Origin of the sequence: Ochrobactrum sp. WV_118_8 (genome assembly GCF_039631535.1) — a bacterium.
Lineage (GTDB): Bacteria > Pseudomonadota > Alphaproteobacteria > Rhizobiales > Rhizobiaceae > Brucella > Brucella anthropi.
The window spans coordinates 475,526-499,471 of sequence record NZ_JBDIUZ010000001.1 but is presented as its reverse complement, the minus strand read 5'-3'; the positions used below and the strand labels follow the sequence as shown (position 1 = coordinate 499,471).

Sequence of the window (23,946 nt, the reverse complement as noted above, 5' to 3'; positions counted from 1 at the left end):
TGAATATCTATTCCTCGAAGCACTGTTTACACGATGCGTGACTGGCGCTATCGAGGTTCTCCCGCAGATGAAACCGGAGGGAACATGCCAGCCTCGACGCCGAAGGGCAACACATCAGAACGCGCACCCACAGCCAGTGAGAAGGAAGCGCTAGACTTTCACGCGCAGGGTCGCCCGGGCAAGCTGGAGATCAATCCCACCAAGCCCATGACCACGCAGCGCGATCTGTCGCTCGCCTATTCTCCGGGCGTTGCCGTGCCGGTGAAGGCAATCGCTGAAGACGCCGCCCGCGCCTATGACTATACGGCCAAGGGCAATCTCGTCGCTGTCATTTCGAACGGCACCGCCATTCTCGGGCTCGGCAATCTGGGTGCGCTCGCATCCAAGCCGGTGATGGAAGGCAAGGCTGTGCTGTTCAAGCGCTTCGCCGATGTCGATTCCATCGATCTTGAGGTCGATACGACCGATATCGATGCCTTCATCAATGCGGTGCGCTATCTCGGACCGTCGTTCGGCGGCATCAATCTGGAAGATATCAAGGCGCCCGACTGCTTCATCATCGAGCAGCGCCTGCGCGAACTGATGGACATTCCGGTTTTCCATGACGACCAGCATGGAACGGCTATCATCGCCGCTGCCGGCCTCATCAATGCGCTGCATCTGACCGGCCGTGACATGAAGACGACGAAGCTCGTCTGCAATGGCGCGGGCTCGGCGGGTATTGCCTGTATCGAGCTTATCAAGGCGATGGGCTTTGCCTCGGAAAACGTCATCCTGTGCGACACCAAGGGCGTCGTCTATCAGGGCCGTGAAGAGGGCATGAACCAGTGGAAATCCGCCCATGCGGTGAAGACCGACCAGCGGTCCCTCGCAGATGCCATGAACGGCGCGGATGTCGTGTTCGGCCTTTCGGCCAAAGGCGCGTTCACGGAAGACATGGTCCGTTCCATGGCGCCGAACCCGATCATCTTCGCGATGGCCAATCCTGACCCGGAAGTAACGCCCGAAGAAGTGGCGCGCATCCGCGACGATGCCATCGTTGCCACCGGTCGTTCGGATTATCCGAACCAGGTCAACAATGTCCTTGGTTTTCCTTACATCTTCCGTGGCGCACTCGACGTACGTGCAACCACCATCAACGATGCGATGAAAATCGCAGCCGTCAATGCATTGGCCGAACTTGCCCGCGAGGACGTGCCGGACGATGTGGTTGCCGCCTATCAGGGCAGCCGTCCGCGCTTCGGCTCAAGTTACATCATTCCGGTGCCGTTTGATCCGCGTCTGCTTGCATCCGTCTCGGCTGCCGTCGCCAAGGCAGCGATGGAAACCGGCGTTGCCGGGCGTGCCATTGCCGACATCGAAGGCTACAAGCGCGAACTGTCGGCACGTCGCGATCCGATTGCCTCGACGCTGCGCGGCATCTATGAGCGCGTGCGTCGTCAGCCGAAGCGCATCGTCTTTGCCGAAGGTGAAGAAGAACAGGTGATGCGTGCCGCCGTTTCCTACGTCAATCAGGGTCTCGGTACCGCTATTCTGGTTGGCCGCGAGGAACGGGTGAGGGATACAGCCAAAGCTGCTGGTCTCGATCTCGACCGTCCCGGCATCGAAATCATCAATGCGCGCCTTTCGAGCCGCAATGCGGCCTATGCCGACTATCTCTACGAGAAACTGCAGCGCAAGGGGTATCTGACGCGCGATTGCCACCGCCTCATCAACAATGACCGCAATCATTTTGCGGCCTGTATGGTGGCGCTCGGCGATGCCGACGGTATGGTAACGGGCGTGACCCGCAATTACGCGACGGGTCTGGACGACGTGCGCCGCGTGATCGATTCCAAGCCCGGCCACCGCATGGTTGGCGTCTCCATCGCACTTTGCCGTGGACGCACGGTGTTCATCGCCGATACCGCCGTTCATGAAATGCCGACCGCAGCGGAGCTTGCCGATATTGCGGTTGAAGCTGCGGGCATGGCGCGCCGCATGGGTTATGTACCACGTGTTGCACTGACCGCCTTCTCGACTTTCGGCCATATGGGCGGTGAACGCTCCGCGCGCATTCAGGAAGCCGTCCGCATTCTCGCAACGCGTCATGTCGATTTCGAATTCGACGGCGAAATGAGTGCCGATGTGGCGCTGAACCCGAAGCTGATGGAACAATATCCGTTCATCCGCCTGTCGGGCCCGGCCAATGTGATCGTCACACCGGACAATCATTCGGCCTCGATTGCCGCCGACATGCTGCAGGAACTGGGTGGCGCAACGATTATCGGCCCGTTGCTCGTCGGCCTCGACAAGCCAGCGCAGATCGTCACCATCGGAGCGAAGGATTCCGACATCGTCAATATGGCGGCAATTACCGCCTATAACGCGACGAACTGAAAGATCAGCGAAGAGTAATACAAAGGCCGGGTTTTCCCGGCCTTTGCTTTTGGATATTCATCATCCATAAAAGCGGCTATAGGATAGCCATCGTCCACTATCCTTTTCTCCGCAAACCGGATCTACATGCCGCATGAGCGCACACGACCTTAAGCTGGAAGAGATCGTCAATCCCGAGACGCTACGCCGCAAGCTCAACGAACTGGCGGATTCCACGGACGAAAACTACACCAGTCCTACCGTGCGAAAAGTGGTGCTTCAGGCTCTGAAGGACGCTTTGGTGCGCGGTCGCGCCAATGCCGAAGGCATGCTGATGAAGGATGGTGGCGGCACGCTCTGCGCCAAACGTCTGTCCTTTCTCATGGATACGCTGATCGAGGCGCTGTTCGAATTCGCCACTACCAAAGCCTATCCGATGATCAACCCGTCGAAGGCCGAGAACATGGCTATCGTCGCGGTCGGCGGTTACGGGCGCGGCGGGCTGGCGCCGGGGTCAGATATCGATCTTCTGTTTCTGCTGCCCTACAAGCAGACCCCCTGGGGCGAGCAGGTTGTCGAATACATGCTCTACATGCTGTGGGACATGGGACTGAAAGTCGGCCATTCCACGCGCAACATCGATGAGTGCATCCGGCTTTCGCGCGAAGACATGACGATCCGCACGGCAATTCTCGATGCGCGGTTTCTCACCGGCAATCGCGAGCTCTTCAAAACGCTTGTTACCCGCTTCGACGAGGAAATCGTCAAGGATACCGGCCCGGAATTCATCCAGGCCAAGCTTGCCGAGCGCGACCAGCGCCACCGCAAGGCAGGTGAAACCCGCTATCTGGTTGAGCCGAACGTCAAGGAAGGCAAGGGCGGCCAGCGCGACCTGCATACGCTGTTCTGGATCACCAAATATTTTTACCGTGTCAAAACGAAAGAAGAGCTGGTCAAGCTCGGCGTTCTGTCACGAGCCGAGCTGAAGCTGTTCAACAAGGCGGAAGATTTTCTTTGGGCGGTGCGGTGCCACATGCATTTCGCGACGTTGAAGGCAGAAGAACGCCTTTCCTTCGACATCCAGCCGGAAATCGCCCAACGCCTTGGCTATACGGCGCATCCCGGCCAGAACTATGTCGAACGTTTCATGAAGCATTACTTCCTCGTGGCCAAGGACGTGGGCGATCTCACCCGCATCATCAGCGCAGCGCTGGAGGAGCAGCAGGCCAAGCATGTACCGGGCTTCAACCGCATTTTCCTTACGTTCTCGCGACGCAAGCGCAAGCTTTCCGCCGACGGCGACTTCGTTTCGGAAAATCACCGCATCAACATCGCACGGCCAGAGGTTTTCAAGGAAGACCCGGTCAATATCATCCGCCTCTTCCATCTGGCCGACAAACACGGGCTGGAATTTCACCCCGAAGCAATGCAGAGCCTCACCCGCTCACTGAAACTCATCAATTCCGATCTGCGTGAAAATCCCGAAGCGAACAAGCTTTTCCTTGAAATCCTGACCTCGCCGCGCAACCCCGAACTCATCCTGCGCCGTATGAACGAATCCGGCGTGCTTGGAAAATTCATTCCTGACTTCGGCAAGATTGTCGCCATGATGCAGTTCAACATGTACCACCATTATACGGTGGACGAGCATCTGCTACGCTGCATCGCCGTGCTGTCGGAAATCGAGCATGGTGAGCTTGAAAACGAACATCCGCTTTCAAACCACCTCATCACGACAGTCAAGCGCGACCGCAACCTGCTTTATGTGGCGCTGCTCTTGCACGACATCGCCAAGGGGCGCCCGGAAGATCATTCCGTTGCTGGTGCACGCATCGCCCGCAGGCTGGGACCACGGCTGGGTCTTACCCCTACCGAAACAGAAACCGTTGAATGGCTTGTGCGCGAACATCTGACCATGAGCATGGTCGCGCAGTCACGTGATCTCAACGATCGCAAGACCATCATCGACTTCGCCGACACCGTGCAGACCATGGAGCGGTTGAAGCTCCTCCTGATCCTGACCGTCTGCGATATCAAGGCGGTTGGTCCCGGCGTGTGGAATGGCTGGAAGGGCCAGCTTCTGCGTACGCTCTTCTACGAAACCGAACTGGTCCTGACCGGTGGCTTTTCGGAATTGTCCCGTGCCGACCGCGACCATCAGGCGCGAGAGGCGCTGGCGGACCGGCTCTCTGATTGGCCGAAGGACAAGCGCGATGCATACCTGGCGCTTCATTACACCAACTATTTCCTGACTGTCAGCCTCGAGGATCAGGTCCGGCACGCCCATTTCATTCGCGAAGCCGACCGCAACGAGCGGGCGCTGGCCACCATGGCCAAGCCGCATACTTTCGAGGCGGTTACGGAAATCACGGTACTGGCGCCTGACCATCCGCGCCTGTTGTCGATCATCACCGGTGCCTGCGCAGCAGCTGGCGCCAACATTGTCGACGCGCAGATTTTCACCACTGGCGACGGGCGCGCACTGGATACCATTCTCATCAGCCGCGAGTTCGACACTGATGACGACGAGCGCCGCCGTGCCGAACGCGTCGGCAAGGTCATTGAGGATGTTTTGTCCGGCAAGGCCCATCTGCCGGACGTGCTGGCCAAGCGCACCAAGCCGAAGAGGGCCGCCAAGGCGTTCAAGGTGGAACCGCGAGTCGAGATCAACAACACGCTTTCGAACAAGTTTACCGTCATTGAAGTGGAAGGTCTGGACCGGCCCGGTTTGCTTTCAGAACTGACTGGCCTTATTTCCGACCTTTCGCTGGATATTGCATCGGCTCATATCACCACCTTCGGCGAGAAAGTGATCGACAGTTTTTATGTGACTGACCTTGTGGGCCACAAGATTTCAAACGCCACCCGTCAGGGCACTATCAGGCGCAAGCTGCTTGGTGTTCTCAGCGGCGAAAATGGCAGCAAGACAAACGGCCGCTCATCTCAGGCCGCAGCATAGGTTTTTCAGTAAATGAGTTTGGTCAAAAAGTTCGCCACGGTCGCGTCCGGAACGCTGATGAGCCGCATTTTCGGCTTCACGCGCGAGATGTTCATGGCGGCAGCGCTCGGCACCGGTCCGGTAGCCGACGCCTTCAATGCCGCTTTCCGTTTCCCGAACACCTTCCGCCGGCTCTTTGCCGAAGGCGCGTTCAATTCAGCCTTCGTGCCGCTTTTTGCCAAGGAAATCGAAAAGAACGGCATGGACGGCGCGCGCCGTTTTTCCGAAGAAGTGTTCGGCGTTCTCTTCACGGTGCTTCTGTTCCTGACCATCGTGATGGAACTTTCGATGCCCTTCATCGTACGGACGATAATTGCACCGGGTTTCACCGACGATCCGGTGAAGTTCGACAATACGGTGCGTCTCGCCGTTATCATGTTCCCCTATCTCGCCTGTATGTCGCTGGCGGCGATGATGGGCGGGATGCTGAATTCGCTGCATCGCTATTTTGCAGCGGCCATTGCGCCGGTATTCCTCAACATCATCCTGATCGGGGTTCTGGCTTTCGCGTGGTGGCGTGGCTATGACGCGCTTTCGGTCGGCTATGGCCTTTCGTGGGGCGTGATGGCTGCAGGTCTGGTCCAGCTTGCCATTGTGTGGATCGCCGTGCGCAATGCAGGTATCAAGATCGGCTTCCGCCGTCCACGTCTGACCTCGAACGTCAAACGGCTTCTCGTGCTGGCACTGCCCGCAGCGATCACCGGCGGCATCACGCAGATCAACCTGCTCATCAACACCAATATCGCATCCGGCATGGAAGGCGCGGTATCGTCGCTCGTCTATGCGGACCGCATCTATCAGCTTCCGCTCGGCGTCGTCGGCATCGCCGTCGCAACCGTGCTTCTCCCGGAACTGTCACGCGCGCTGCGTGGCGGGCACATGAAAGAAGCGTCGAACCTTCAGAACCGCTCGGTTGAGTTCACCTTGTTTCTGACGTTGCCAGCCGCTGCCGCTCTTCTGGTCATGTCGGAACCTATCGTCCGGCTTCTGTTCGAACGCGGCAAGTTCAGCCCGGATTCCACGCTCGTCGTTTCCAATATTCTGGCCATCTACGGCCTCGGCCTGCCCGCGTTCGTGCTGATCAAGGCGTTCATTCCCGGTTTTTTTGCCCGCGAAGACACCCGCACACCGATGATCTTCGCTGCCATTTCGGTGGCGGTGAACGTCTCGCTCGCCATCACGCTTTTCCCGCATTTCGGTCCGACCGGCATCGCCACCGCTGAAATCGTTGCCGGATGGGTCAACGCTATCCTGCTGTTCGCCATGCTCGTGAAGCGCGGCCATTGGGGACGCGATATTCCGCTGCTCACCCGTATTCCGCGTCTCCTCATCGCTGCCGCGATCATGGCGTTCGGAATCCACTATGCCATCGGCCATTTTGCCTACGAGCTTTCCTCCGCAGCGCCGCTTGCTCTGCGGGCGGGAACCGTCACCGCTATCGTTGTTGCGGCAATGGTGGTCTATTTCGGTTTGGCCTTCGGTCTGGGTGGCGCCAATACGGGAATGATCCGTCGCAACATCAAGCGCGGCGCGGCAAAGAAAGCCCCTGAAAGCGAGCAATAATTCAAGCTTGAAAGGCGGCTGCGTCTCTGCGAAAAGACCAGCATTCAAAATCCCCGCTCTCCACCGGCGGGGCTAACTTTTTTAGGATAAAGCCATGAGCACGTTCAAACCGCTTGTCTTCTCCGGCGTCCAACCGACCGGAAATCTTCACCTCGGCAATTACCTTGGGGCGATCAAGCGGTGGGTCGAGGTTCAGGAAACGCAGGAATGCATCTATTGCGTCGTGGACATGCACGCGCTGACCATTTCGCCAGATCCGGCTGAACTGATGCAATCGACCCGTGAAGTCACCGCGGCTTTCCTTGCTGCCGGTATCGACCCGAAGAGAAGCATCGTCTTCAACCAGAGCCGCGTCATGCAGCACGCAGAGCTGGCATGGGTATTTAACTGCATCGCGCGCATCGGCTGGATGAGCCGCATGACCCAGTTCAAGGACAAGGCAGGCAAGGACCGCGAAAACGCTTCGCTCGGCCTGTTCGCATATCCAAGTCTGATGGCCGCCGACATCCTGCTTTATCGCGCAACCGCAGTGCCGGTGGGTGAGGACCAGAAGCAGCATCTGGAATTGACCCGCGACATCGCGCAGAAATTCAACAACGATTATTCGGATCGCATCGCTTCGCTCGGCGTGGGCGTGGATATGCAGGTTGGTGACGAGCAGGTTTCCGGCTTCTTCCCGATGACGGAACCGATGATCTCCGGCCCTGCCATGCGCATCATGTCGCTGCGCGACGGCACCAAGAAGATGTCGAAGTCCGATCCGTCCGATCTGTCGCGCATCAACCTGATCGACGACGAAGAGACCATCACCAAGAAAATCCGCAAGGCAAAGACCGACTCGGACGGCCTGCCCACCGAACTCGACGGTCTCGCCGGTCGTCCGGAAGCCGATAATCTGGTTGGCATCTATGCAGCACTTTCCTCTCAATCGAAGGAAGATGTGCTCAACGAATTCGGCGGACGCCAGTTCTCCGAATTCAAGGCATCACTTGCCGATCTCGCGGTGGCAAAGCTTTCGCCGATCACTCATGAGATGCGCCGTCTGGTCGCTGATCCGGCTTACATCGACAGCGTTCTGCGCGACGGTGGTGAGCGGGCTGGCGTGATTGCCGAACAGACCATGCGCCATGTTCGCGACATCGTAGGCTGGCTGCAGAACTAAACTTCTCAATGATCAAGCGAGCGGCAACATTTTTGCTGCCGCCGCTCTTCACTTGAAAATCATCATCCGATCTTCAAGTACCTACCAAATGTCAGCTTGCAGACGGTCAATCCCGATGGCAAATTGCGGCCATGGTATCAAAACGACTTAGCCGGGAAGCCGGTCACCGCCGCAAGTTTCTTGCCGTCATCGATGAGACGCCCGAATGCGGGCGCGCCGTTGCATATGCCGCGCGCCGTGCAAAAAATACGGGCGGCTCTCTCATCCTGCTTTTCGTGATTGATGACTCTGATTTCCAGCAAATTCTGGGCGTCGGCGAAATCATGCGCTCCGAAGCGCAGGAACGTGCTCGCGCAGCGCTGGAAAAATTCGCCGCAACTGTGCGTGCAGCCCAGGGCATCGAGCCGGAAATCAACATCCGTGAGGGCGAAACCGCCTCGGAATTGATTAGCCTCATCGAAGAAGATCAGGACATCGCCATTCTGGTTCTGGCTGCCGGTTCGGGCAAGGAAGGCCCCGGCCCTCTCGTGCAATCGCTGGCCAGCCGCTCCCAGTTCCCGATCCCGGTTACGGTCATTCCGGCAGGTATGAGCGACGATGACATTGATGCGGTGACCTAATCACCCTATATTGATGACAACTGATACACGCAGCATCGGGACAGCACTTGCGTCCATGAGTATCTGCGCTTACGAGAATCGTTCCAAAATCTGAAAGCGGGACAACTGGCATGTTCATCCAGACTGAAACCACGCCCAACCCGGCGACCCTGAAGTTTCTTCCCGGCAAGGTCGTGATGCCGGAAGGTACCGCCGATTTCCGCGACGCCTCCACCGCGGGCAACACATCGCCGCTCGCAGCCAAGCTTTTTTCGGTTCCGGGCGTGACCGGTGTTTTCTTCGGTTATGACTTCATCACCGTCACCAAGGAAGACGGCGAGTGGCAGCATCTGAAGCCCGCCATTCTTGGCACGATCATGGAACATTTCATGTCGGGCGCACCTGCAATGGCTGGCAACAGCAATGCAGACGCTGTCGCCGCTCATGGCGAAGAAGAATTTTTCGATGAAGCCGATGCCGAAACCGTCGAGATCATCAAGGAACTGATCGAGACCCGCGTTCGTCCGGCAGTTGCACAGGATGGTGGCGACATCACATTCCGCGGTTTCGAGAACGGCACCGTGTTCCTGAACATGAAGGGTGCATGCTCTGGTTGCCCGTCGTCGACTGCAACGCTGAAGCACGGCATTCAGAACCTCCTGCGCCATTTCGTGCCGGAAGTGCAGCAGGTCGAACAGATCTGACCTTGCTGAGACTTGTAAAGAAAAAGGCCGCTTGAAGCGGCCTTTTTCTTATCTGTCATCATCTGGACCTACTGCTTCACGATGACCTTGGCACCCTGTTCGGTGCGGTCGTAAAGATCCATGATGTCCTGATTCATGAGGCGGATGCAGCCAGAAGACATTGCCTTGCCGATGGACCACCATTCCGGCGTTCCGTGCAGACGATAGCCCGTGTCGCCGCCCTTGTTGTAGAGATATAGAGCGCGCGCACCGAGTGGGTTGCGCAGGCCGGGGTCCATGCCGTTGCGATATTTTGCCAGTTCCGGTTGACGCTTGATCATGGCGGAAGGTGGCGTCCAGGTCGGCCATTCCCGCTTCATGGCGACGCGCGCCGTACCGGACCATTCAAATCCTTCACGACCGACACCAATGCCGTAACGCATGGCCTTGCCTTCCGGCATAATGAAATAGAGGAACTTTTCCCGCGTATCGACGATGATCGTGCCGGGGGCTTCGTCCGTTGGATATTTGACGATCTGGCGGCGATATTGCGCCTGGATCTTTTCGCTCGGGATGGCCGGGACGACATAGCCAGCGTCGGTGACCGAAGAATAGGAGGCAGTATAGAAAGTGCCGCCTACGGTCGAGCAGCCTGCCAATGCACCTGCCAGAAAAAGAGCCGTCGTCAGTTTAAGGACGCGAGAATTCATGCATTCCCCCAGATTGGTTCATTCCGTCAATGGGACCACGATGGGCCGGAGATAGAAGCGAATCGCTCATTCTTGTCGAAGATGCGGTAGTATTGTTAACCAGGCGTTAACCGTAAATTGAAAATTCCTTGAATAAGACATTTTTTGGCCATGTTTGCCTTTGTAGCGCGGTTTTCGTACGGCTCGTCCCAGTTTTCCGATTGTTTCGATCTGAATCCACGCACAAAATGCGCCCATGCCAATCGTGATTCCCAACCAGACCCATCCTCTTTCCGACGGCCGACAGTCGGACAACGCCATGCTGGTGCGGCGTGGCGTGCAGCGTCTTTTTCTGGAAATGGGGCTTGCAACATTGCCTGAACTGCCGCTGGCATCCGGCAGGCGCGCCGACCTGATGGCGGTCAACCGCAAGGGTGAAATCTGGATCGTGGAGATCAAATCGTCGATCGAGGATTGGAAGGCAGATCACAAATGGCCCGAATATCGCGCTTACTGCGACCGGCTGTTCTTCGCCACTCATCCGGCGGTGCCGCGCGAAATATTTCCGCAGGAATGCGGCTTCATTCTCTCTGATGGATATGGGGCGGAAATTATGCGTGATGCGCCAGAACATAAATTGCCCGGCGCAACCCGAAAGGCGTTGATGCTGCGCTTTGCGCGGGCGGGCGCCGCCCGCCTGACAATCGCCGAACTTGCGGGTCTCGATGTACCCGAGACAGAAATAGATTGATTTAGCTGTCCAAGTTAACGAGGCGCGCGTTTGGCCAGAATGCGCTGCAATGTACGGCGATGCATGTTGAGACGGCGTGCGGTCTCGGAGACATTGCGTTCGCACATTTCATAGACGCGCTGGATATGTTCCCACCGAACCCGGTCGGCAGACATCGGATTCTCCGGCGGCGCAACCTTTTCGCCGGGACGGCGGGTCAATGCTGCGAAGACCTCATCCGCATCGGCAGGCTTCGACAGATAGTCGATTGCGCCGAGCTTAACAGCGTTCACAGCAGTTGCGATATTGCCGTATCCGGTGAGAACGATGGCGCGCGTATCGGCACGGCGCGAGCGAATAGCTTCTATGATGTCGAGGCCGTTTCCATCCCCGAGCCGCATATCCACGACCGCATAGGCCGGGGCGGCGGCCTTGGCGGCAGCAATGCCTTCCTCAACCGATTCCGCAGTTGTCACCTGAAAACCCCGGCTCTCCATGGCGCGGGCAAGGCGCTGCAAAAAGGGTTTGTCGTCATCAACCAGAAGGAGGGTCGGATCGTTGCCTATGGCTTCGGTGTCTTCCTGCTTCAAGTCGTCCATCGGGTGCTTCCTGCCTGTATTTTTCTTTCCTTATTGATACCCCTGCGTCAAAAAGTCAAATAGCCATTGAATTGTTGAAGCAATTTCAGCATTCGCCCATACGCAGGAACAATACAAGCCATTGTATTTTCAGAATATTTTTAAAAACGGACACAAGGAATTGATAGCAAAATCGTGCGTAAGCCGCAGTCCTTTGCTCAGATGGCCCAATATTGCCGGGCCTCGGCGGATAGCCCGGCCAGAAAGCTGTCGAGCTCCACTTGATCGATATGCGCACGCAGCGCTTTGGCAACATCGTAAATAGCTGAATCCGGTGCAAAATTATGATCTTTGCGCAGAGATTGCACTTCATGGGTCAATGCCTGTCGGCTCAGAAATGGCTGTTTCGCTTCACCAATATCCCAGTTTGCTACAAAAACAGCACGAAGAACGGGTGGCAATATCGTGGCAAAGCGAATCGCTTGATCGACCTCTAACCGGTGGCGGAAGGTGAGCAGCACAGCTTCCACCATCGTATAGGCCTGATTGCGTGTAGCGAGCCCTGCCTCATCCCGAGCCGTATGGAGAAACTTGTCGAACTCCTCCGTCGCCCTCTGGATTTCAAGCGGAATCGTCATGCTGCATCCTTCTTCAGCCTGATGTGAATGCTGAACGCGGCCACACCACCTTCACTTCCGCGCCCTGTCCGGGATTGTTGCGATTGCGGAAGGTGATATGCGCGCCTGAGCGTTCCAGCAAAGTCTTGGCGATGAACAGACCAAGGCCGAGTCCGCCGCCGTTCCGCGTATTGTCGCGACTCGTCATATAGGGCTCGCCGATACGGTCGAGGATTTCCGGTTTGAACCCCTCGCCATCATCCTGAATGGTCACGCTCACATTACCGTCGGTCCAGCCCCAGGTCACGTTGACCGTACCACGTGCAAAATCGACGGCATTTTCCACCAGATTGCCGAGACCGTAGAGAAGGCCGGGATTGCGCCGGGTGACGGGTTCCGGTTTCGGACCTTCCGTCTTCTGCACGTCAATCGTGATACCGAAGTTGCGGTGCGGCGCAATCACCTCTTCGATGAGAGAGGAGAGCGGCAGGCGCGACATGTGTTCCTCGCCCTCCGAGGAAAGACTGGTCAGCCGCTGAAGAATTTCACGGCAACGCTGGGTCTGGGAATGGAGCAAGGCGATGTCTTCGGCAAGGCCCGGATCGGTGGTGCGGGCGCGCTGCATTTCCTTTACCACCAGTGCAATCGTTGCCAGCGGTGTGCCCAATTCATGGGCGGCTGCGGCAGCCAAACCATCCAGCGCCGACAGATGCTGTTCACGCTGGAGAATAAGTTCGGCAGCGCTCAATGCATCGCCCAGCTGACGCGCTTCCTCGGCGATACGATAGGCGTAAACGCCAGTGAATCCGAGCGCCGAAATAATGGCGCACCAGATGCCGATGACGAACAGAAACGGCAGGTCCAGCGTTTCGCCCGGATACCAGGGGAGCGGTTCGTGCCTGATGGTAAGCACCGACGTACAGGCAACCACCAGCAAGGCGAGTACCAGCGTATGACGAGCCGAAAGCGACGTCGCCGAGATAATGACGGGCACGATCATCAAAATGATGAAAGGATTCTGCAGCCCGCCAGTGAGATAAAGAAGCCCTGCCAGTTGCAGAACGTCGAACGCCAGAACCAGGCTTGCCGCCGCCGGATTGAGCCGGTGGTTGGTCGGAAAACGGAAGGCCAGATAAAGGTTGAGCCATGCAGAACAGGCGATCAGAGCAAAACAGATACCGACTGCAAAAGGAAATTGCAGATAGAGCGCCACGAACATGACGGCGGCGGTCTGCCCGGCGATGGCCAGCCAGCGCACACGTATCAACGTGGTCAGGCGTGGGCGGCGCGAAAGATTGGAAGCGCGATTCTCGAATTCTGCGTGCATGAGTCCCTCTACTCGCTCCTTATGAGACAAGGTCGGGTCTCAACGCAAGCGGAACTGCGTTATCCGGTCGCAGGTTGGAATCAGGTTCCGCGTGGCTTGGCGCGACGCGTCGCTTCCGCATTGGCCGGGTCTTCTGGCCAGACATGCTTCGGGTAACGTCCGCGCATGTCGGCGCGCACATCCGCCCATGATCCCTTCCAGAAGCCGGGAAGATCACGGGTGATCTGGATCGGGCGATGAGCTGGAGAAAGAAGTTCCAGCAAGAGCGGCACCTTGCCATTGGCGATGGCCGGATGCACCCCAAGACCGAAAAGCTCCTGTACACGAACTGCGATCACCGGCTCTTCGGCGTCATAGCGGATCGGAATATTCGATCCGGTCGGCACTTCGAAATGCGTCGGCGCAAGCTGGTCGACACTACGCTGCAGATCGAAGGGTACAAGGCTCATCAGACCGTTCTTCAACACGTGCCCCGGAATGCGGTCAAGTTGCGCTTCGCCCGTCAGGAAGGGCAGCAGCCAATCGTCCAGCCTCTCGATGAGATGGTCGCTATCCATCGACGGCCATGGATCGCCAAGCCCGCGATTGAGCCAGCCCAAACGACGGCGTAGGATTTCAGCCTCTTTGCCCCAAGGAAGAATATCAAGCCCATGCTCACGCACGGCAGCGATCACACCTTCATCGGCAATCGCGCCTGAAGGAGCAGCGAGCGGCTTTTCAGAGAGAGCAATCGCGCCGATGCGCACAGCCTCACGAGCCCGCAGGGCGTTCTTTTCCGCGTCATAGACGACCTGTCGTTCACTTTCGATCCTGTTACCAAGGGCTGCGCGGATTTCGGTTTCCGAAACTTCCGCGGCAGAAAGAATGCGGGCACGGCCCGCTCTTCCAGACATATCTGCAACCACCAGCCATGGCGCCCTGCTGAGGCTGATAGCGGGATCGACCTCGCCGCCACGTCCATTGGCCAGAAGAAACTGCCCCATCTGCCCGCGAGCCTTGGCTATGCGGTCCGGATAAGCATCAATGAGCACCCGACCTACGCTTGAGCCTGCCGCTTCGCCCTTGTTCGGGACATTTGCTGCAAGCCGCCTCGCCAGTCCTTTTGCACGCTGCGCACGATCCGAACGGTCATTGCGGAACCGCGACATGCGGGTGTCGAGGTCGGTCTCATTGCCGCCAAGACCGCGTTCGGTCAGCAACACAGCGAGTTCAGCCGCCTTCTGCGCCTCGTCCCGTTTGCCGGCTTCGGCCACCATATGTGCCAGACGTGCAGGAAGGGCCAGCGAACGCATGGCCTCGCCATCTGCAGTCAGGCGTCCCGCTTTATCCAGCGCACCGAGCCGCATAAGCAGCGCCTTGGCTTCTTTGAGCGCAGGTACCGGCGGTTTGTCGAGCAGCGATAATGTTGCCGGATCGGTCACACCCCACGCAGCCGCATCCAGCACAAAGCCCGACAAATCAGCTTCGAGAATTTCCGGTGGTGAAAAAGCGGGGAGCGACGCCGTCTGCCCCTGATGCCAGAGGCGAATGGCAATGCCCGGCTCGGTACGACCCGCACGGCCGGCACGTTGATCGGCGCTCGCACGCGAAGTCCGCACGGTTTCAAGCCGGGTGAGGCCGGTGGCCGGTTCATATTTCGGCTGACGTGCAAGCCCGCTATCAATCACCACGCGCACGCCATCAATCGTGATGGAGGTTTCAGCAATCGAGGTCGCCAGCACCACCTTGCGATGGCCTGCCGGTGTTGGCTTGATCGCCGCATCCTGATCACGGCCTTCCATTGCACCGTAAAGCGGTGCCAGAATGATATTGGCAGGCAGTAATTTTTCCAGAATGCCTGCCGTGCGCTCAATCTCGCCCTGCCCCGGCAGGAAGGCGAGGATGCTGCCGGTTTCATCTGCAAGCGCATCACGGATCGTACGCACCATCGCGTCCTCGACCCGTTCATCCGCCTTGCGATCGCGATAGCGAATATCGACGGGATAAGCGCGCCCCTCACTTTCGATCACCGGCGCATCACCCAACAGTTGAGCCACGCGAGCGCCATCAAGCGTTGCCGACATGACAAGAATTTTTAGATCGTCACGCAAGGCTGCCTGCACATCCAGCGCCAGCGCCAGTCCAAAATCCGCATCGAGACTGCGTTCATGGAACTCATCAAACAGGACTGCGCCAACACCCTTGAGGTCTGGATCGTCCAGGATCATGCGCGCAAAGACGCCCTCGGTGACGACGAGGATCCTGGTTTTCCCTGATACCTTGCTTTCAAGGCGCATCCGGTAGCCGACCGTTTCACCCGGTTCCTCGCCCAGGAGCTGCGCCATGCGGCGAGCAGCTGCACGTGCCGCCAGACGACGCGGTTCAAGCAGCACGATCATGCCATCCTTGCGCCAATCCGCGTTCAGCATATGAATAGGCACCAGTGTCGTCTTGCCCGCACCGGGCGGCGCGACAAGGACTGCGCTCGCATGATGCGCCAATGCCTCATCCAGCTGAGGCAGAATTCGTGTCACAGGAAGATCAGGCAGGCTCGTCAAAATAATTTCCGTCAGATAAGGCTTCCGCTTTCGTGCTTATCACACAGGGAACGCACATGATCCATATTCGAAAATCGAACAAGGCCGATGCGCCCGCGTTGACTGAAATCTGGCGCGCCAGCGTTCTCGCTACGCATGACTTCCTGAGCCGCGATGATTTTCTGGAAATCGAAAAGCTGGTGGCCGGGCAATATCTGCCGAACGTCGAAGTCTGGCTTATTGAAGACGCTGGTAAGCCGGTCGGCTTCATGGGCATGAGCGAGCATCATATCGACAGCCTGTTCATCGCACCTGATCAGCGCGGCAAAGGCATCGGCAAACAGATGATAGCGCATGCAAAAACGCTCGGTAGTCCGCTGACAGTCGATGCGAACGAGCAAAACCTGCAGGGTGTCGGCTTCTACCGGCATATGGGGTTTGTCGAAACCGGGCGTTCGGAGACAGACGACCAGGGACGCCCCTATCCACTCCTGCATCTGCGGCTGGCAACCAACAATTGACATACTCCCCTAGAGTATATAGATTTCGCTGAAATCGGGAGTTTCCATGCCGCATTCACCGGAAGACAAGAAGCGTGCCTTGACTCGCCTGCGTCGCATTCGCGGACAGGCCGAAGCGCTGGAGCGTGCGGTGGAGGCTGGCACGGAATGTGCCGCTTTGTTGCAGCAGATTGCAGCACTGCGCGGTGCGGCCAACGGGTTGATGGCGGAAGTGCTGGAAAGCCATTTTCGCGAGACATTTGGGCAGAAAACCAAAGCTGATCCCGATACACAAATCGACGAAATCATGCGGATTCTACGCACCTACCTCAAATGAGTGCGTTGCTCTAAGATAGACTGAAAGGGAGAAACATCGTCATGAAATCACGCGCAGCCGTTGCGTGGGAGGCGAAAAAGCCGCTCACCATCGAAACAGTCGAGATTGGCGGTCCACGGGCTGGCGAAGTGCTGGTCGAAATCATGGCGACAGGCGTTTGCCATACAGATGCCTACACCCTTTCGGGTCTCGATTCCGAAGGCAAATTCCCGGCGATTCTTGGCCATGAAGGCGCGGGCATTGTTCGCGAAGTGGGCGCAGGCGTGACCTCGGTCAAGCCGGGCGATCATGTGATCCCGCTTTACACGCCGGAATGCCGCCAGTGCAAAACCTGCCTGTCGCAGCGCTCGAACCTCTGCACCTCGATCCGCGCCACGCAAGGCCAGGGCCTGATGCCGGACAAGACCACGCGCTTTTCCTGCGATGGCGGCGAAGTGTTTCATTATATGGGCTGCTCGACCTTCTCGAACTTTACCGTTCTGCCGGAAATCGCGGTTGCCAAGGTGCGTGAAGACGCGCCGTTCGATAAGATCTGCTACATCGGCTGCGGCGTGACCACGGGTATCGGTGCAGTGATTTATACCGCCAAGGTTCGTCCGGGTTCCAATGTCGTAGTGTTCGGTCTTGGCGGCATTGGCCTCAATGTCATTCAGGGTGCCCGTATGGTCGGCGCCGACAAGATCATCGGGGTCGACATCAATCCGGCCAAGGTGGAAATGGCAAAGAAATTCGGCATGACCGACTTCGTCAACCCGCGCGAAATCGGCAATGACAAGGTGGTGCAGGCCATTCAGGACCTGACCGACGGCGGCGCGGATTATTCGTTCGACGCTACCGGCAATACCGACGTCATGCGTCAGGCGCTGGAATGTTGCCATCGCGGCTGGGGTGAATCGATCATCATCGGCGTGGCGGAAGCGGGCAAGGAAATTGCCACACGTCCGTTCCAGCTGGTCACCGGCCGCGTCTGGAAAGGCACTGCCTTCGGCGGCGCACGCGGTCGCACCGACGTGCCGAAGATCGTTGACTGGTACATGGAAGGCAAGATCAACATCGACGATCTGATCACCCACACCATGCCGCTCGATGAAATCAACACGGCCTTCGACCTGATGCATGAAGGCAAGTCCATCCGTTCGGTGATTGTCTACTGATGAGTGAAAAGCTTCTCGTTTCCCAATGGGATGAACTCGACAATCTGAGCCCGCGCGCGCTTTATGCGATGCTGAAGCTGCGCGTGGACGTTTTCGTGGTGGAGCAGAAATGCCCCTACCCGGAAATCGACGGCAAGGATTTCGAGGCGTTTCACCTGCGCATTCTCGACGGCGAGGAACTTGCAGCATCGCTGCGAGTTCTGCCACCTGAACAGGCTGGCAAGCCGGTGAAAATCGGGCGCGTCGTCGTGGCGCCGGATTATCGCGGCTACAAGCTCGGCCAGCGCCTGATGAAAGAGGCTGTCGAATTCGCTCATAATCGTTTTCCGGGCATGGCGGTCGAACTTGGCGGGCAGAGCCATCTACGGAAATTCTACGGCTCGTTCGGCTTCGTGGCAATTTCCGACGAATATCTCGAAGACGGCATTCCGCATGTTGATATGAGGTTGGAACCAAGGGAAGCGGTTGCCTGATGTTTTTGCTGCGCCGCCATATGTCGTTCTATCTTGGCGCCCTTGGCGGCGTCGCAGCATTTATCGTCGCCTGGCTTCTCAAAAGCCCTCTTGCCCCGGTCATCGGCGCAAACTGCTTCTTCGTGCTCTATCTGGGGCTGGCGGCATCCGCCTTGCCAAAGCTCACTGCCAGCTTCCTGAAAAAGCACGCTGCGAGCGCTGACGAACCTGTCTGGATCATCTTTCTGGTGACCTTTGCAACAGTTCTCGTCGCAATCGTCTCGCTGTTCATTCTCATCAACAGTGAAACTAAGGCCGATACGTTCTCGCTCGTAATGACACTTGCGTCTGTGCCACTCGGCTGGTTCACCATTCATATGATGACGGCCTTGCATTATGCGCACGTATATTGGCAACCGGGTGAACCGGCTGGCGATGACACCAGCCATGCCAGTCGTTATCGCGGCGGCTTCGAATTCCCCGGTACACCAGAACCTTCCGGTTGGGATTTTGCCTATTTCGCCTATGTCATCGGCATGACGGCACAAACGTCCGACACAAGTGTTACGACGCCAGCCATGCGCAAGGTCACGCTGCTGCACAGCATCGTCTCCTTCTTCTTCAACACCGTGCTGGTTGCCGCTTCCGTCAATGTCGCGGTGGCGCTCGGAAGCTGAACAAAACTGGGATTTTTTCATGGAAACGATTTCGACTGCAAAGTGCTTTGATGGAACGCAAGGCGTCTATCGCCACAAAAGCGAGACGAACCAGTGCGACATGACCTTTGCCGTCTTCCTGCCGCCGCAAGCAAAAGACGGTCCGGTGCCTGTACTCTGGTATCTTTCCGGCCTTACCTGCACGCATCAGAATGTCATGGACAAGGGCGAATATCGGCAAATGGCCGCAAAGTTGGGAATTGCCGTCATTTGCCCAGATACAAGCCCGCGCGGCGATGACATTCCGGATGAGCCGGACAACTGGCAGTTCGGCAAAGGTGCTGGTTTCTACGTCGATGCCACGCAGGAGCCATTTGCCAAAAACTATCAGATGTATAGCTATATCACGAAGGAATTGACCGATCTGGTGGGACGCGAGTTCCCGCTCGATATGTCGCGACAGGCGATCACCGGCCATTCCATGGGCGGACATGGCGCGCTGACCATTGCGCTCAAGAACCCGGATCGCTTCAAGTCAGCATCCGCCTTTGCACCCATCGTCCAACCTTCTACTGCAGGCTGGTCCAGACCGGCACTGGAAAAATATCTCGGACCGGAAGAACGGGCTTGGCGCGCCTATGACGCCACGCTGCTCATCGAAGACGGCTATCGGTTCCCGGAATTTCTGGTCGATCAGGGTACCGCAGACGGTTTTCTCGATGATGGCTTGCGTCCGTGGCTTCTGGAAGAGGCTTGCAAGAAGGCTGGCATTCCTCTCACGCTCAATATGCGTGAAGGCTATGACCATTCATATTTCTTCATCTCGACCTTCATGGATGATCATCTGAAATGGCACGCTGAACGCCTTAAGAGCTAATCAGCGCTTCATCACTTTCATCGGTAGACCACCTTGCGGCTGAGTAGTGAGCTTCTGCACGGGCCATGGCTTCGTCGTTTCCAGCACCTCGAAACGACGACCGTCGAGCAGGATGGCGAGTGCAATCACAGCCTCCTGCAAGGCAAAGCTTGCGCCGATACAGACGCGCGGGCCAGCACCGAATGGCAGATATTGAAAACGGTCCAGCCTGTCGCGGTTTTCGGGCCAGAAGCGTTCAGGCATGAAGGCGTCCGGCTGGCTCCAGTAGAGCCGATGACGATGAATGACCCATGGCATGACCAGAACGGTCGCGCCCTTCGGGATTCTCAGATCGTCATAAGTATCGTCGGTCGCCGCCTCGCGATTGATCGACGGCGCAGGCGGATAAAGCCGCATCGCCTCTTCAAAAGCCGCACGCGTGAAAGGCAGCGATGCCAGCCATTCCTGCGGCGGCAGATCACGTCCGCCTTTTGCAAAAAAGCCGTCGATTTCCAATTCGATGAGTTCGCGCTCTTGCGGTGCCTTGGCGAGCAGATAAAGCGTCCAGCCAAGCGCTCGGGCGGTTGTCTCGTGACCGGCGCCAATGAAGGTGATGATGTTGTCCTCGATCTCGGAGCGGCTCAGGCCGTCTGGTCCTTCGGCCCGCAACAGCAGGGTAAGGAAGTCGCTCGGCACGTCTTCTTGCCTGTCCATGCGCGTTTTACGCAGCGCGATGGTGTTTGAGACCAGCTCGCGGAAGAAACCCAGCGATTGCTGTCCGCGCAACCGCGTGAGGCGCGGCAGCCAGTCGGGCAGCCCCAGAAGGTCGAACGGATCGACCCGCCCCATGGTCTCGAACAGCTTGTCGATCTGATGTGCGAAATCGTTTGGATCGCCTGCGATCTCACCGGAAAACAGCGTCTCCGCCAGAATATCATAGGTCAGGAGCGTCATGTCATGGGCGACATCGGTCATCGTACCGGGGGTCTTGTATCGCTCAACGAACTGCAGCGACCGGTCCCGCATGGCCTCGGCAAAACCACCGATATGACGCGGCGTGAAAACCGGCGCCATGGCTTTTCGCGACCGCTTCCACACCTGGCCTTCAGCCGTCAGCAGGCCGTCGCGCAACAAGGGGCGCAGCACGCGCTGACGAATGGCGGACATGGGATAATTGGCTGCATTGTCGACCAGCACATGGCGGATCAGCCCCGGATCATTGGCGATGATGGTTTTCATGCCGAACCAGCTGACGGAAATCCACCGCTCGTTATAGGAAGGCTCACCCCAAAGCTCGAGCGGGTTCTTGTAGACGACCCGCATCATCTCGAAACGCCCCACCGGCTTTTCGCGTGGGCGCGGTGCGGGCGGCACAAATGGAACCGGTCTTTCGCTCATGACGTTCGCAATTTCCATCAAGCGTTCCTTTCGTCATAAAACAGGTCGAGAACGCCCCCGTCAAACCCGATATAAGCGTCAATTGTGGCGGTTCCAGAAGCCAAGCGGCACTGGTACTGTTCTCATATGAACCAACTGCCGGAATCCCCGGCAAATTTACCGCCAAAATTTGGAAAAAAAGCCTTTAGCACCTATATTAAAGCCATGTTTGTCGCGTGATTCGACATATCTTTGAAGCTGCATTCGCAGCGCGTTTTTCGAAAGATTTTCATGAGCGAGATGCCCGAGATGAATTCCGAAGCCCCCGCCGAGTATGGCGCGGATTCCATTCGTGTTCTGAAAGGCCTGGATGCTGTTCGCAAGCGTCCCGGCATGTATATCGGTGACACGGATGACGGCTCCGGCCTGCATCATATGGTCTACGAGGTCGTGGACAATGCGATCGACGAAGCGCTGGCAGGACATGCCACGCTTGTCACCGTCGCCCTCAACCCGGACGGCTCCTGCACCGTGACCGATAATGGTCGTGGCATTCCGACCGACATCCATAAGGAAGAAGGCGTTTCAGCGGCCGAGGTCATCATGACCCAGCTTCACGCCGGTGGTAAGTTCGACCAGAATTCCTACAAGGTTTCCGGTGGTCTGCACGGAGTTGGCGTTTCGGTTGTGAACGCGCTGTCGATCTGGCTGAAGCTGAAGATCCGTCGTGCCGGCAAGATTCATGAGATGAGCTTTACCCATGGCGTGGCCGATGCCCCGCTCGTGGTAACCGGTGATGCCGGTGCGGAGACGGGTACGGAAGTCAGCTTCCTGCCCTCGCCCGATACCTTCAGCATGGTCGAATTCGATTTCGATACGCTGGAGCGCCGCCTGCGCGAACTCGCCTTCCTCAATTCCGGCGTTCGCATCAAGCTCACCGACCGCCGCCATGCGGACGTGGTCGAGCATGAGTTGCACTATGACGGCGGGCTTGTGGAGTTCGTGAAATATATCGACCAGAGCAAGAAATCACTTCTGGAAGAGCCGATTTATATCCGCAGTGAAAAAGACGGCATGACGGTTGAAGTCGCCATGTGGTGGAACGATTCCTACCACGAGAAGGTGCTGTGCTTCACCAACAACATCCCGCAGCGCGATGGCGGCACGCATCTGGCCGGTTTCCGCGGCGCGCTGACCCGTCAGGTGACGGGCTATGCCGATGCTTCGGGCATGACCAAAAAGGAAAAGGTGACGCTGACCGGCGATGACTGCCGCGAAGGCCTGACCGCCGTTCTTTCGGTCAAGGTTCCTGATCCGAAGTTCTCGTCGCAGACCAAGGACAAGCTGGTTTCCTCGGAAGTTCGCCCGGTTGTGGAAAGCCTCGTCAACGAAGCGCTTTCGACATGGCTGGAAGAACATCCGGCTGGTGGCAAGGTCGTGGTTGAAAAGGTCATTCAGGCAGCCGCTGCCCGTGAAGCTGCCCGCAAGGCCCGCGACATCACCCGCAAGAGCAATCTGAGCGTAACGTCCCTGCCCGGCAAGCTTGCCGACTGTCAGGAGCGCGATCCGGCCAAGTCTGAAATCTTCATCGTCGAGGGTGACTCGGCAGGTGGTTCCGCCAAGAGCGGTCGTTCGCGCCAGAACCAGGCCATCCTGCCGCTGCGCGGAAAGATCCTCAATGTGGAACGCGTCCGCTTCGACCGCATGATCTCGTCCGATCAGGTTGGCACGCTGATTACTGCGCTCGGCACATCAATCGGCAAGGATGAAACGCACGGTTTCAACCCGGACAAGCTGCGCTATCACAAGATCATCATCATGACCGATGCTGACGTCGACGGCGCGCATATTCGTACATTGCTGCTGACCTTCTTCTTCCGGCAGATGCCGGAACTGATCGAGCGCGGCCATATCTATATCGCCCAGCCGCCGCTCTATAAGGTCTCGCGTGGCAAGTCCTCGCAATACATCAAGAACGAGGCCGCCTTCGAAGACTTCCTCATTGAGACGGGTCTTGAAGAAGCCACGCTGGAAATGGCAAGCGGCGAAGTTCGCGCCGGGACTGACTTGCGTTCGGTGGTGGAAGATGCACGCACCATGCGTCAGCTTCTGGCGGGTCTTCACACGCGCTATGACCGTCGCGTGGTGGAGCAGGCTGCCATCGCAGGGCTCCTGCATCCGGATGCATCAAGGGACAATGCAACCGCACAGCGTTCCGCCGATACTGTTGCAAAGCGTCTCGACATGATCTCGGAAGAAACCGAACGTGGTTGGGAAGCACATGTGACGGAAGATGGCGGCTATCGCTTCGAGCGCATGGTGCGCGGCGTGAAGGACATTGCCATTCTCGACATGGCGCTGCTCGGTTCTGCCGATGCCCGTCAGATCGATCGCGTGGCTTCGCGTCTGTCAGAGGTCTTTGCCGAGCCACCTGTGCTGCGCCGCAAGGACAAGGTGGAGACACTTTCCGGCCCGATGGGCCTGCTCGACGCAATCTTTGCGACGGGCCGCAAGGGCCTGACCCTGCAGCGCTACAAAGGCTTGGGCGAAATGAACGCCGAACAGCTTTGGGAAACCACGCTCGATCCGAATGTGCGTTCGCTACTGCAGGTCAAGGTGACGGATGCGACCGATGCTGATTCACTCTTTTCGCGCTTGATGGGCGATGACGTGGAACCGCGGCGCGAGTTCATTCAGGAAAACGCGCTGAGCGTTGCCAATCTCGACGTTTAAAAAACACAAACCCCGAAAAGCCGGAAAGCTTCTCGGGGTTTTATAATACCCAAAGAAAAGC

Annotated in this window: 20 protein-coding genes; 14 read left to right on the top strand and 6 right to left on the bottom strand. The window is 57.7% G+C overall.

Annotated elements, in window-relative coordinates; genetic code table 11:
- Positions 1 to 84: 84 nt before the first annotated feature.
- The 6 genes from ABDF71_RS02335 (at position 85) to ABDF71_RS02310 (ending at position 9,384) form a co-directional block, all read left to right on the top strand.
- Entirely contained in the window at positions 85 to 2,379 is a 2,295-nt protein-coding gene (locus ABDF71_RS02335; protein WP_500060951.1) for an NADP-dependent malic enzyme, read from the top strand.
- Positions 2,380 to 2,512: 133 nt separating this feature from the next.
- Entirely contained in the window at positions 2,513 to 5,317 is a 2,805-nt protein-coding gene (locus ABDF71_RS02330) for a [protein-PII] uridylyltransferase (protein WP_500060949.1), read from the top strand.
- A gap of 12 nt (positions 5,318 to 5,329) precedes the next feature.
- Entirely contained in the window at positions 5,330 to 6,919 is a 1,590-nt protein-coding gene (gene murJ / locus ABDF71_RS02325) for a murein biosynthesis integral membrane protein MurJ (protein WP_010657991.1), read from the top strand.
- A 94-nt stretch (positions 6,920 to 7,013) separates the two neighbouring features.
- Positions 7,014 to 8,081, top strand: coding sequence for a tryptophan--tRNA ligase (gene trpS, locus ABDF71_RS02320; protein ID WP_010657990.1), 1,068 nt, complete (start codon positions 7,014 to 7,016; stop codon positions 8,079 to 8,081).
- 131 nt (positions 8,082 to 8,212) lie between these two features.
- Positions 8,213 to 8,701: a universal stress protein gene (locus ABDF71_RS02315; RefSeq protein ID WP_010657989.1), complete on the top strand. Its 489-nt coding sequence runs from the start codon at positions 8,213 to 8,215 to the stop codon at positions 8,699 to 8,701.
- A gap of 110 nt (positions 8,702 to 8,811) precedes the next feature.
- Complete coding sequence (locus ABDF71_RS02310; protein WP_500060946.1) at positions 8,812 to 9,384, top strand: NifU family protein; 573 nt, start codon at positions 8,812 to 8,814, stop codon at positions 9,382 to 9,384.
- A gap of 68 nt (positions 9,385 to 9,452) precedes the next feature.
- On the opposite strand, the gene ABDF71_RS02305 is transcribed toward ABDF71_RS02310, so the two are convergent.
- Positions 9,453 to 10,073: a L,D-transpeptidase gene (locus ABDF71_RS02305; protein ID WP_500060944.1), complete on the bottom strand. Its 621-nt coding sequence runs from the start codon at positions 10,071 to 10,073 to the stop codon at positions 9,453 to 9,455.
- A gap of 235 nt (positions 10,074 to 10,308) precedes the next feature.
- Here ABDF71_RS02305 and ABDF71_RS02300 point away from each other — a divergent pair, with 235 nt between their 5' ends.
- Positions 10,309 to 10,803, top strand: coding sequence for an MmcB family DNA repair protein (locus ABDF71_RS02300; protein WP_010657986.1), 495 nt, complete (start codon positions 10,309 to 10,311; stop codon positions 10,801 to 10,803).
- A 14-nt stretch (positions 10,804 to 10,817) separates the two neighbouring features.
- On the opposite strand, the gene regA is transcribed toward ABDF71_RS02300, so the two are convergent.
- The 4 genes from regA to hrpB all read right to left on the bottom strand — a co-directional run bounded on the left by regA (position 10,818) and on the right by hrpB (position 15,841).
- Entirely contained in the window at positions 10,818 to 11,381 is a 564-nt protein-coding gene (regA, locus tag ABDF71_RS02295; protein ID WP_006465866.1) for a global response regulator transcription factor RegA, read from the bottom strand.
- Between the two features lie 197 nt (positions 11,382 to 11,578).
- Positions 11,579 to 11,998, bottom strand: a complete 420-nt coding sequence (locus ABDF71_RS02290; protein WP_463683574.1) for a DUF2267 domain-containing protein — start codon at positions 11,996 to 11,998, stop codon at positions 11,579 to 11,581.
- A 13-nt stretch (positions 11,999 to 12,011) separates the two neighbouring features.
- Positions 12,012 to 13,304, bottom strand: a complete 1,293-nt coding sequence (locus tag ABDF71_RS02285; protein WP_010657984.1) for an ActS/PrrB/RegB family redox-sensitive histidine kinase — start codon at positions 13,302 to 13,304, stop codon at positions 12,012 to 12,014.
- 80 nt (positions 13,305 to 13,384) lie between these two features.
- Positions 13,385 to 15,841, bottom strand: coding sequence for an ATP-dependent helicase HrpB (hrpB, locus tag ABDF71_RS02280; RefSeq protein ID WP_500060940.1), 2,457 nt, complete (start codon positions 15,839 to 15,841; stop codon positions 13,385 to 13,387).
- 56 nt (positions 15,842 to 15,897) lie between these two features.
- On the opposite strand from hrpB, the gene ABDF71_RS02275 reads away from it, so the two are divergent.
- From ABDF71_RS02275 to fghA, 6 genes are read left to right on the top strand one after another with little or no spacing between them, the layout of a single operon-like run.
- Positions 15,898 to 16,341: an acetyltransferase gene (locus ABDF71_RS02275; protein WP_258123407.1), complete on the top strand. Its 444-nt coding sequence runs from the start codon at positions 15,898 to 15,900 to the stop codon at positions 16,339 to 16,341.
- A gap of 46 nt (positions 16,342 to 16,387) precedes the next feature.
- Positions 16,388 to 16,657, top strand: a complete 270-nt coding sequence (locus tag ABDF71_RS02270; RefSeq protein WP_258123409.1) for a metal/formaldehyde-sensitive transcriptional repressor — start codon at positions 16,388 to 16,390, stop codon at positions 16,655 to 16,657.
- 41 nt (positions 16,658 to 16,698) lie between these two features.
- Complete coding sequence (locus tag ABDF71_RS02265; protein ID WP_151662912.1) at positions 16,699 to 17,811, top strand: S-(hydroxymethyl)glutathione dehydrogenase/class III alcohol dehydrogenase; 1,113 nt, start codon at positions 16,699 to 16,701, stop codon at positions 17,809 to 17,811.
- On the top strand, positions 17,811 to 18,284 hold the full coding sequence (locus ABDF71_RS02260) for a GNAT family N-acetyltransferase (RefSeq protein WP_029925946.1): 474 nt from the start codon (positions 17,811 to 17,813) through the stop codon (positions 18,282 to 18,284). The genes ABDF71_RS02265 and ABDF71_RS02260 overlap by 1 nt, the downstream gene beginning before the upstream one ends.
- Entirely contained in the window at positions 18,284 to 18,940 is a 657-nt protein-coding gene (locus ABDF71_RS02255) for a DUF1345 domain-containing protein (RefSeq protein ID WP_500060937.1), read from the top strand. The genes ABDF71_RS02260 and ABDF71_RS02255 overlap by 1 nt, the downstream gene beginning before the upstream one ends.
- A 19-nt stretch (positions 18,941 to 18,959) precedes the next feature.
- Positions 18,960 to 19,796, top strand: a complete 837-nt coding sequence (gene fghA, locus ABDF71_RS02250) for an S-formylglutathione hydrolase (protein WP_151691166.1) — start codon at positions 18,960 to 18,962, stop codon at positions 19,794 to 19,796.
- Here fghA and ABDF71_RS02245 read toward each other — a convergent pair whose 3' ends face one another.
- Positions 19,797 to 21,191, bottom strand: coding sequence for a cytochrome P450 (locus ABDF71_RS02245; protein WP_500060935.1), 1,395 nt, complete (start codon positions 21,189 to 21,191; stop codon positions 19,797 to 19,799).
- A gap of 252 nt (positions 21,192 to 21,443) precedes the next feature.
- Between ABDF71_RS02245 and gyrB the strand changes: the two genes are divergently transcribed.
- On the top strand, positions 21,444 to 23,885 hold the full coding sequence (gene gyrB, locus ABDF71_RS02240) for a DNA topoisomerase (ATP-hydrolyzing) subunit B (RefSeq protein ID WP_500060933.1): 2,442 nt from the start codon (positions 21,444 to 21,446) through the stop codon (positions 23,883 to 23,885).
- Positions 23,886 to 23,946: the final 61 nt, after the last annotated feature.

What these genes read in the sequence shown, in the direction of transcription:
- ABDF71_RS02335 (WP_500060951.1), top strand. Translation starts at nt 85, where the DNA reads ATGCCAGCCTCGACGCCGAAGGGCAACACATCAGAACGCGCACCCACA.
- ABDF71_RS02330 (WP_500060949.1), top strand. Translation starts at nt 2,513, where the DNA reads ATGAGCGCACACGACCTTAAGCTGGAAGAGATCGTCAATCCCGAGACG.
- murJ (WP_010657991.1), top strand. Translation starts at nt 5,330, where the DNA reads ATGAGTTTGGTCAAAAAGTTCGCCACGGTCGCGTCCGGAACGCTGATG.
- trpS (WP_010657990.1), top strand. Translation starts at nt 7,014, where the DNA reads ATGAGCACGTTCAAACCGCTTGTCTTCTCCGGCGTCCAACCGACCGGA.
- ABDF71_RS02315 (WP_010657989.1), top strand. Translation starts at nt 8,213, where the DNA reads ATGGTATCAAAACGACTTAGCCGGGAAGCCGGTCACCGCCGCAAGTTT.
- ABDF71_RS02310 (WP_500060946.1), top strand. Translation starts at nt 8,812, where the DNA reads ATGTTCATCCAGACTGAAACCACGCCCAACCCGGCGACCCTGAAGTTT.
- ABDF71_RS02305 (WP_500060944.1), bottom strand. Translation starts at nt 10,073, where the DNA reads ATGAATTCTCGCGTCCTTAAACTGACGACGGCTCTTTTTCTGGCAGGT.
- ABDF71_RS02300 (WP_010657986.1), top strand. Translation starts at nt 10,309, where the DNA reads ATGCCAATCGTGATTCCCAACCAGACCCATCCTCTTTCCGACGGCCGA.
- regA (WP_006465866.1), bottom strand. Translation starts at nt 11,381, where the DNA reads ATGGACGACTTGAAGCAGGAAGACACCGAAGCCATAGGCAACGATCCG.
- ABDF71_RS02290 (WP_463683574.1), bottom strand. Translation starts at nt 11,998, where the DNA reads ATGACGATTCCGCTTGAAATCCAGAGGGCGACGGAGGAGTTCGACAAG.
- ABDF71_RS02285 (WP_010657984.1), bottom strand. Translation starts at nt 13,304, where the DNA reads ATGCACGCAGAATTCGAGAATCGCGCTTCCAATCTTTCGCGCCGCCCA.
- ABDF71_RS02275 (WP_258123407.1), top strand. Translation starts at nt 15,898, where the DNA reads ATGATCCATATTCGAAAATCGAACAAGGCCGATGCGCCCGCGTTGACT.
- ABDF71_RS02270 (WP_258123409.1), top strand. Translation starts at nt 16,388, where the DNA reads ATGCCGCATTCACCGGAAGACAAGAAGCGTGCCTTGACTCGCCTGCGT.
- ABDF71_RS02265 (WP_151662912.1), top strand. Translation starts at nt 16,699, where the DNA reads ATGAAATCACGCGCAGCCGTTGCGTGGGAGGCGAAAAAGCCGCTCACC.
- ABDF71_RS02260 (WP_029925946.1), top strand. Translation starts at nt 17,811, where the DNA reads ATGAGTGAAAAGCTTCTCGTTTCCCAATGGGATGAACTCGACAATCTG.
- ABDF71_RS02255 (WP_500060937.1), top strand. Translation starts at nt 18,284, where the DNA reads ATGTTTTTGCTGCGCCGCCATATGTCGTTCTATCTTGGCGCCCTTGGC.
- fghA (WP_151691166.1), top strand. Translation starts at nt 18,960, where the DNA reads ATGGAAACGATTTCGACTGCAAAGTGCTTTGATGGAACGCAAGGCGTC.
- ABDF71_RS02245 (WP_500060935.1), bottom strand. Translation starts at nt 21,191, where the DNA reads ATGGAAATTGCGAACGTCATGAGCGAAAGACCGGTTCCATTTGTGCCG.
- gyrB (WP_500060933.1), top strand. Translation starts at nt 21,444, where the DNA reads ATGAGCGAGATGCCCGAGATGAATTCCGAAGCCCCCGCCGAGTATGGC.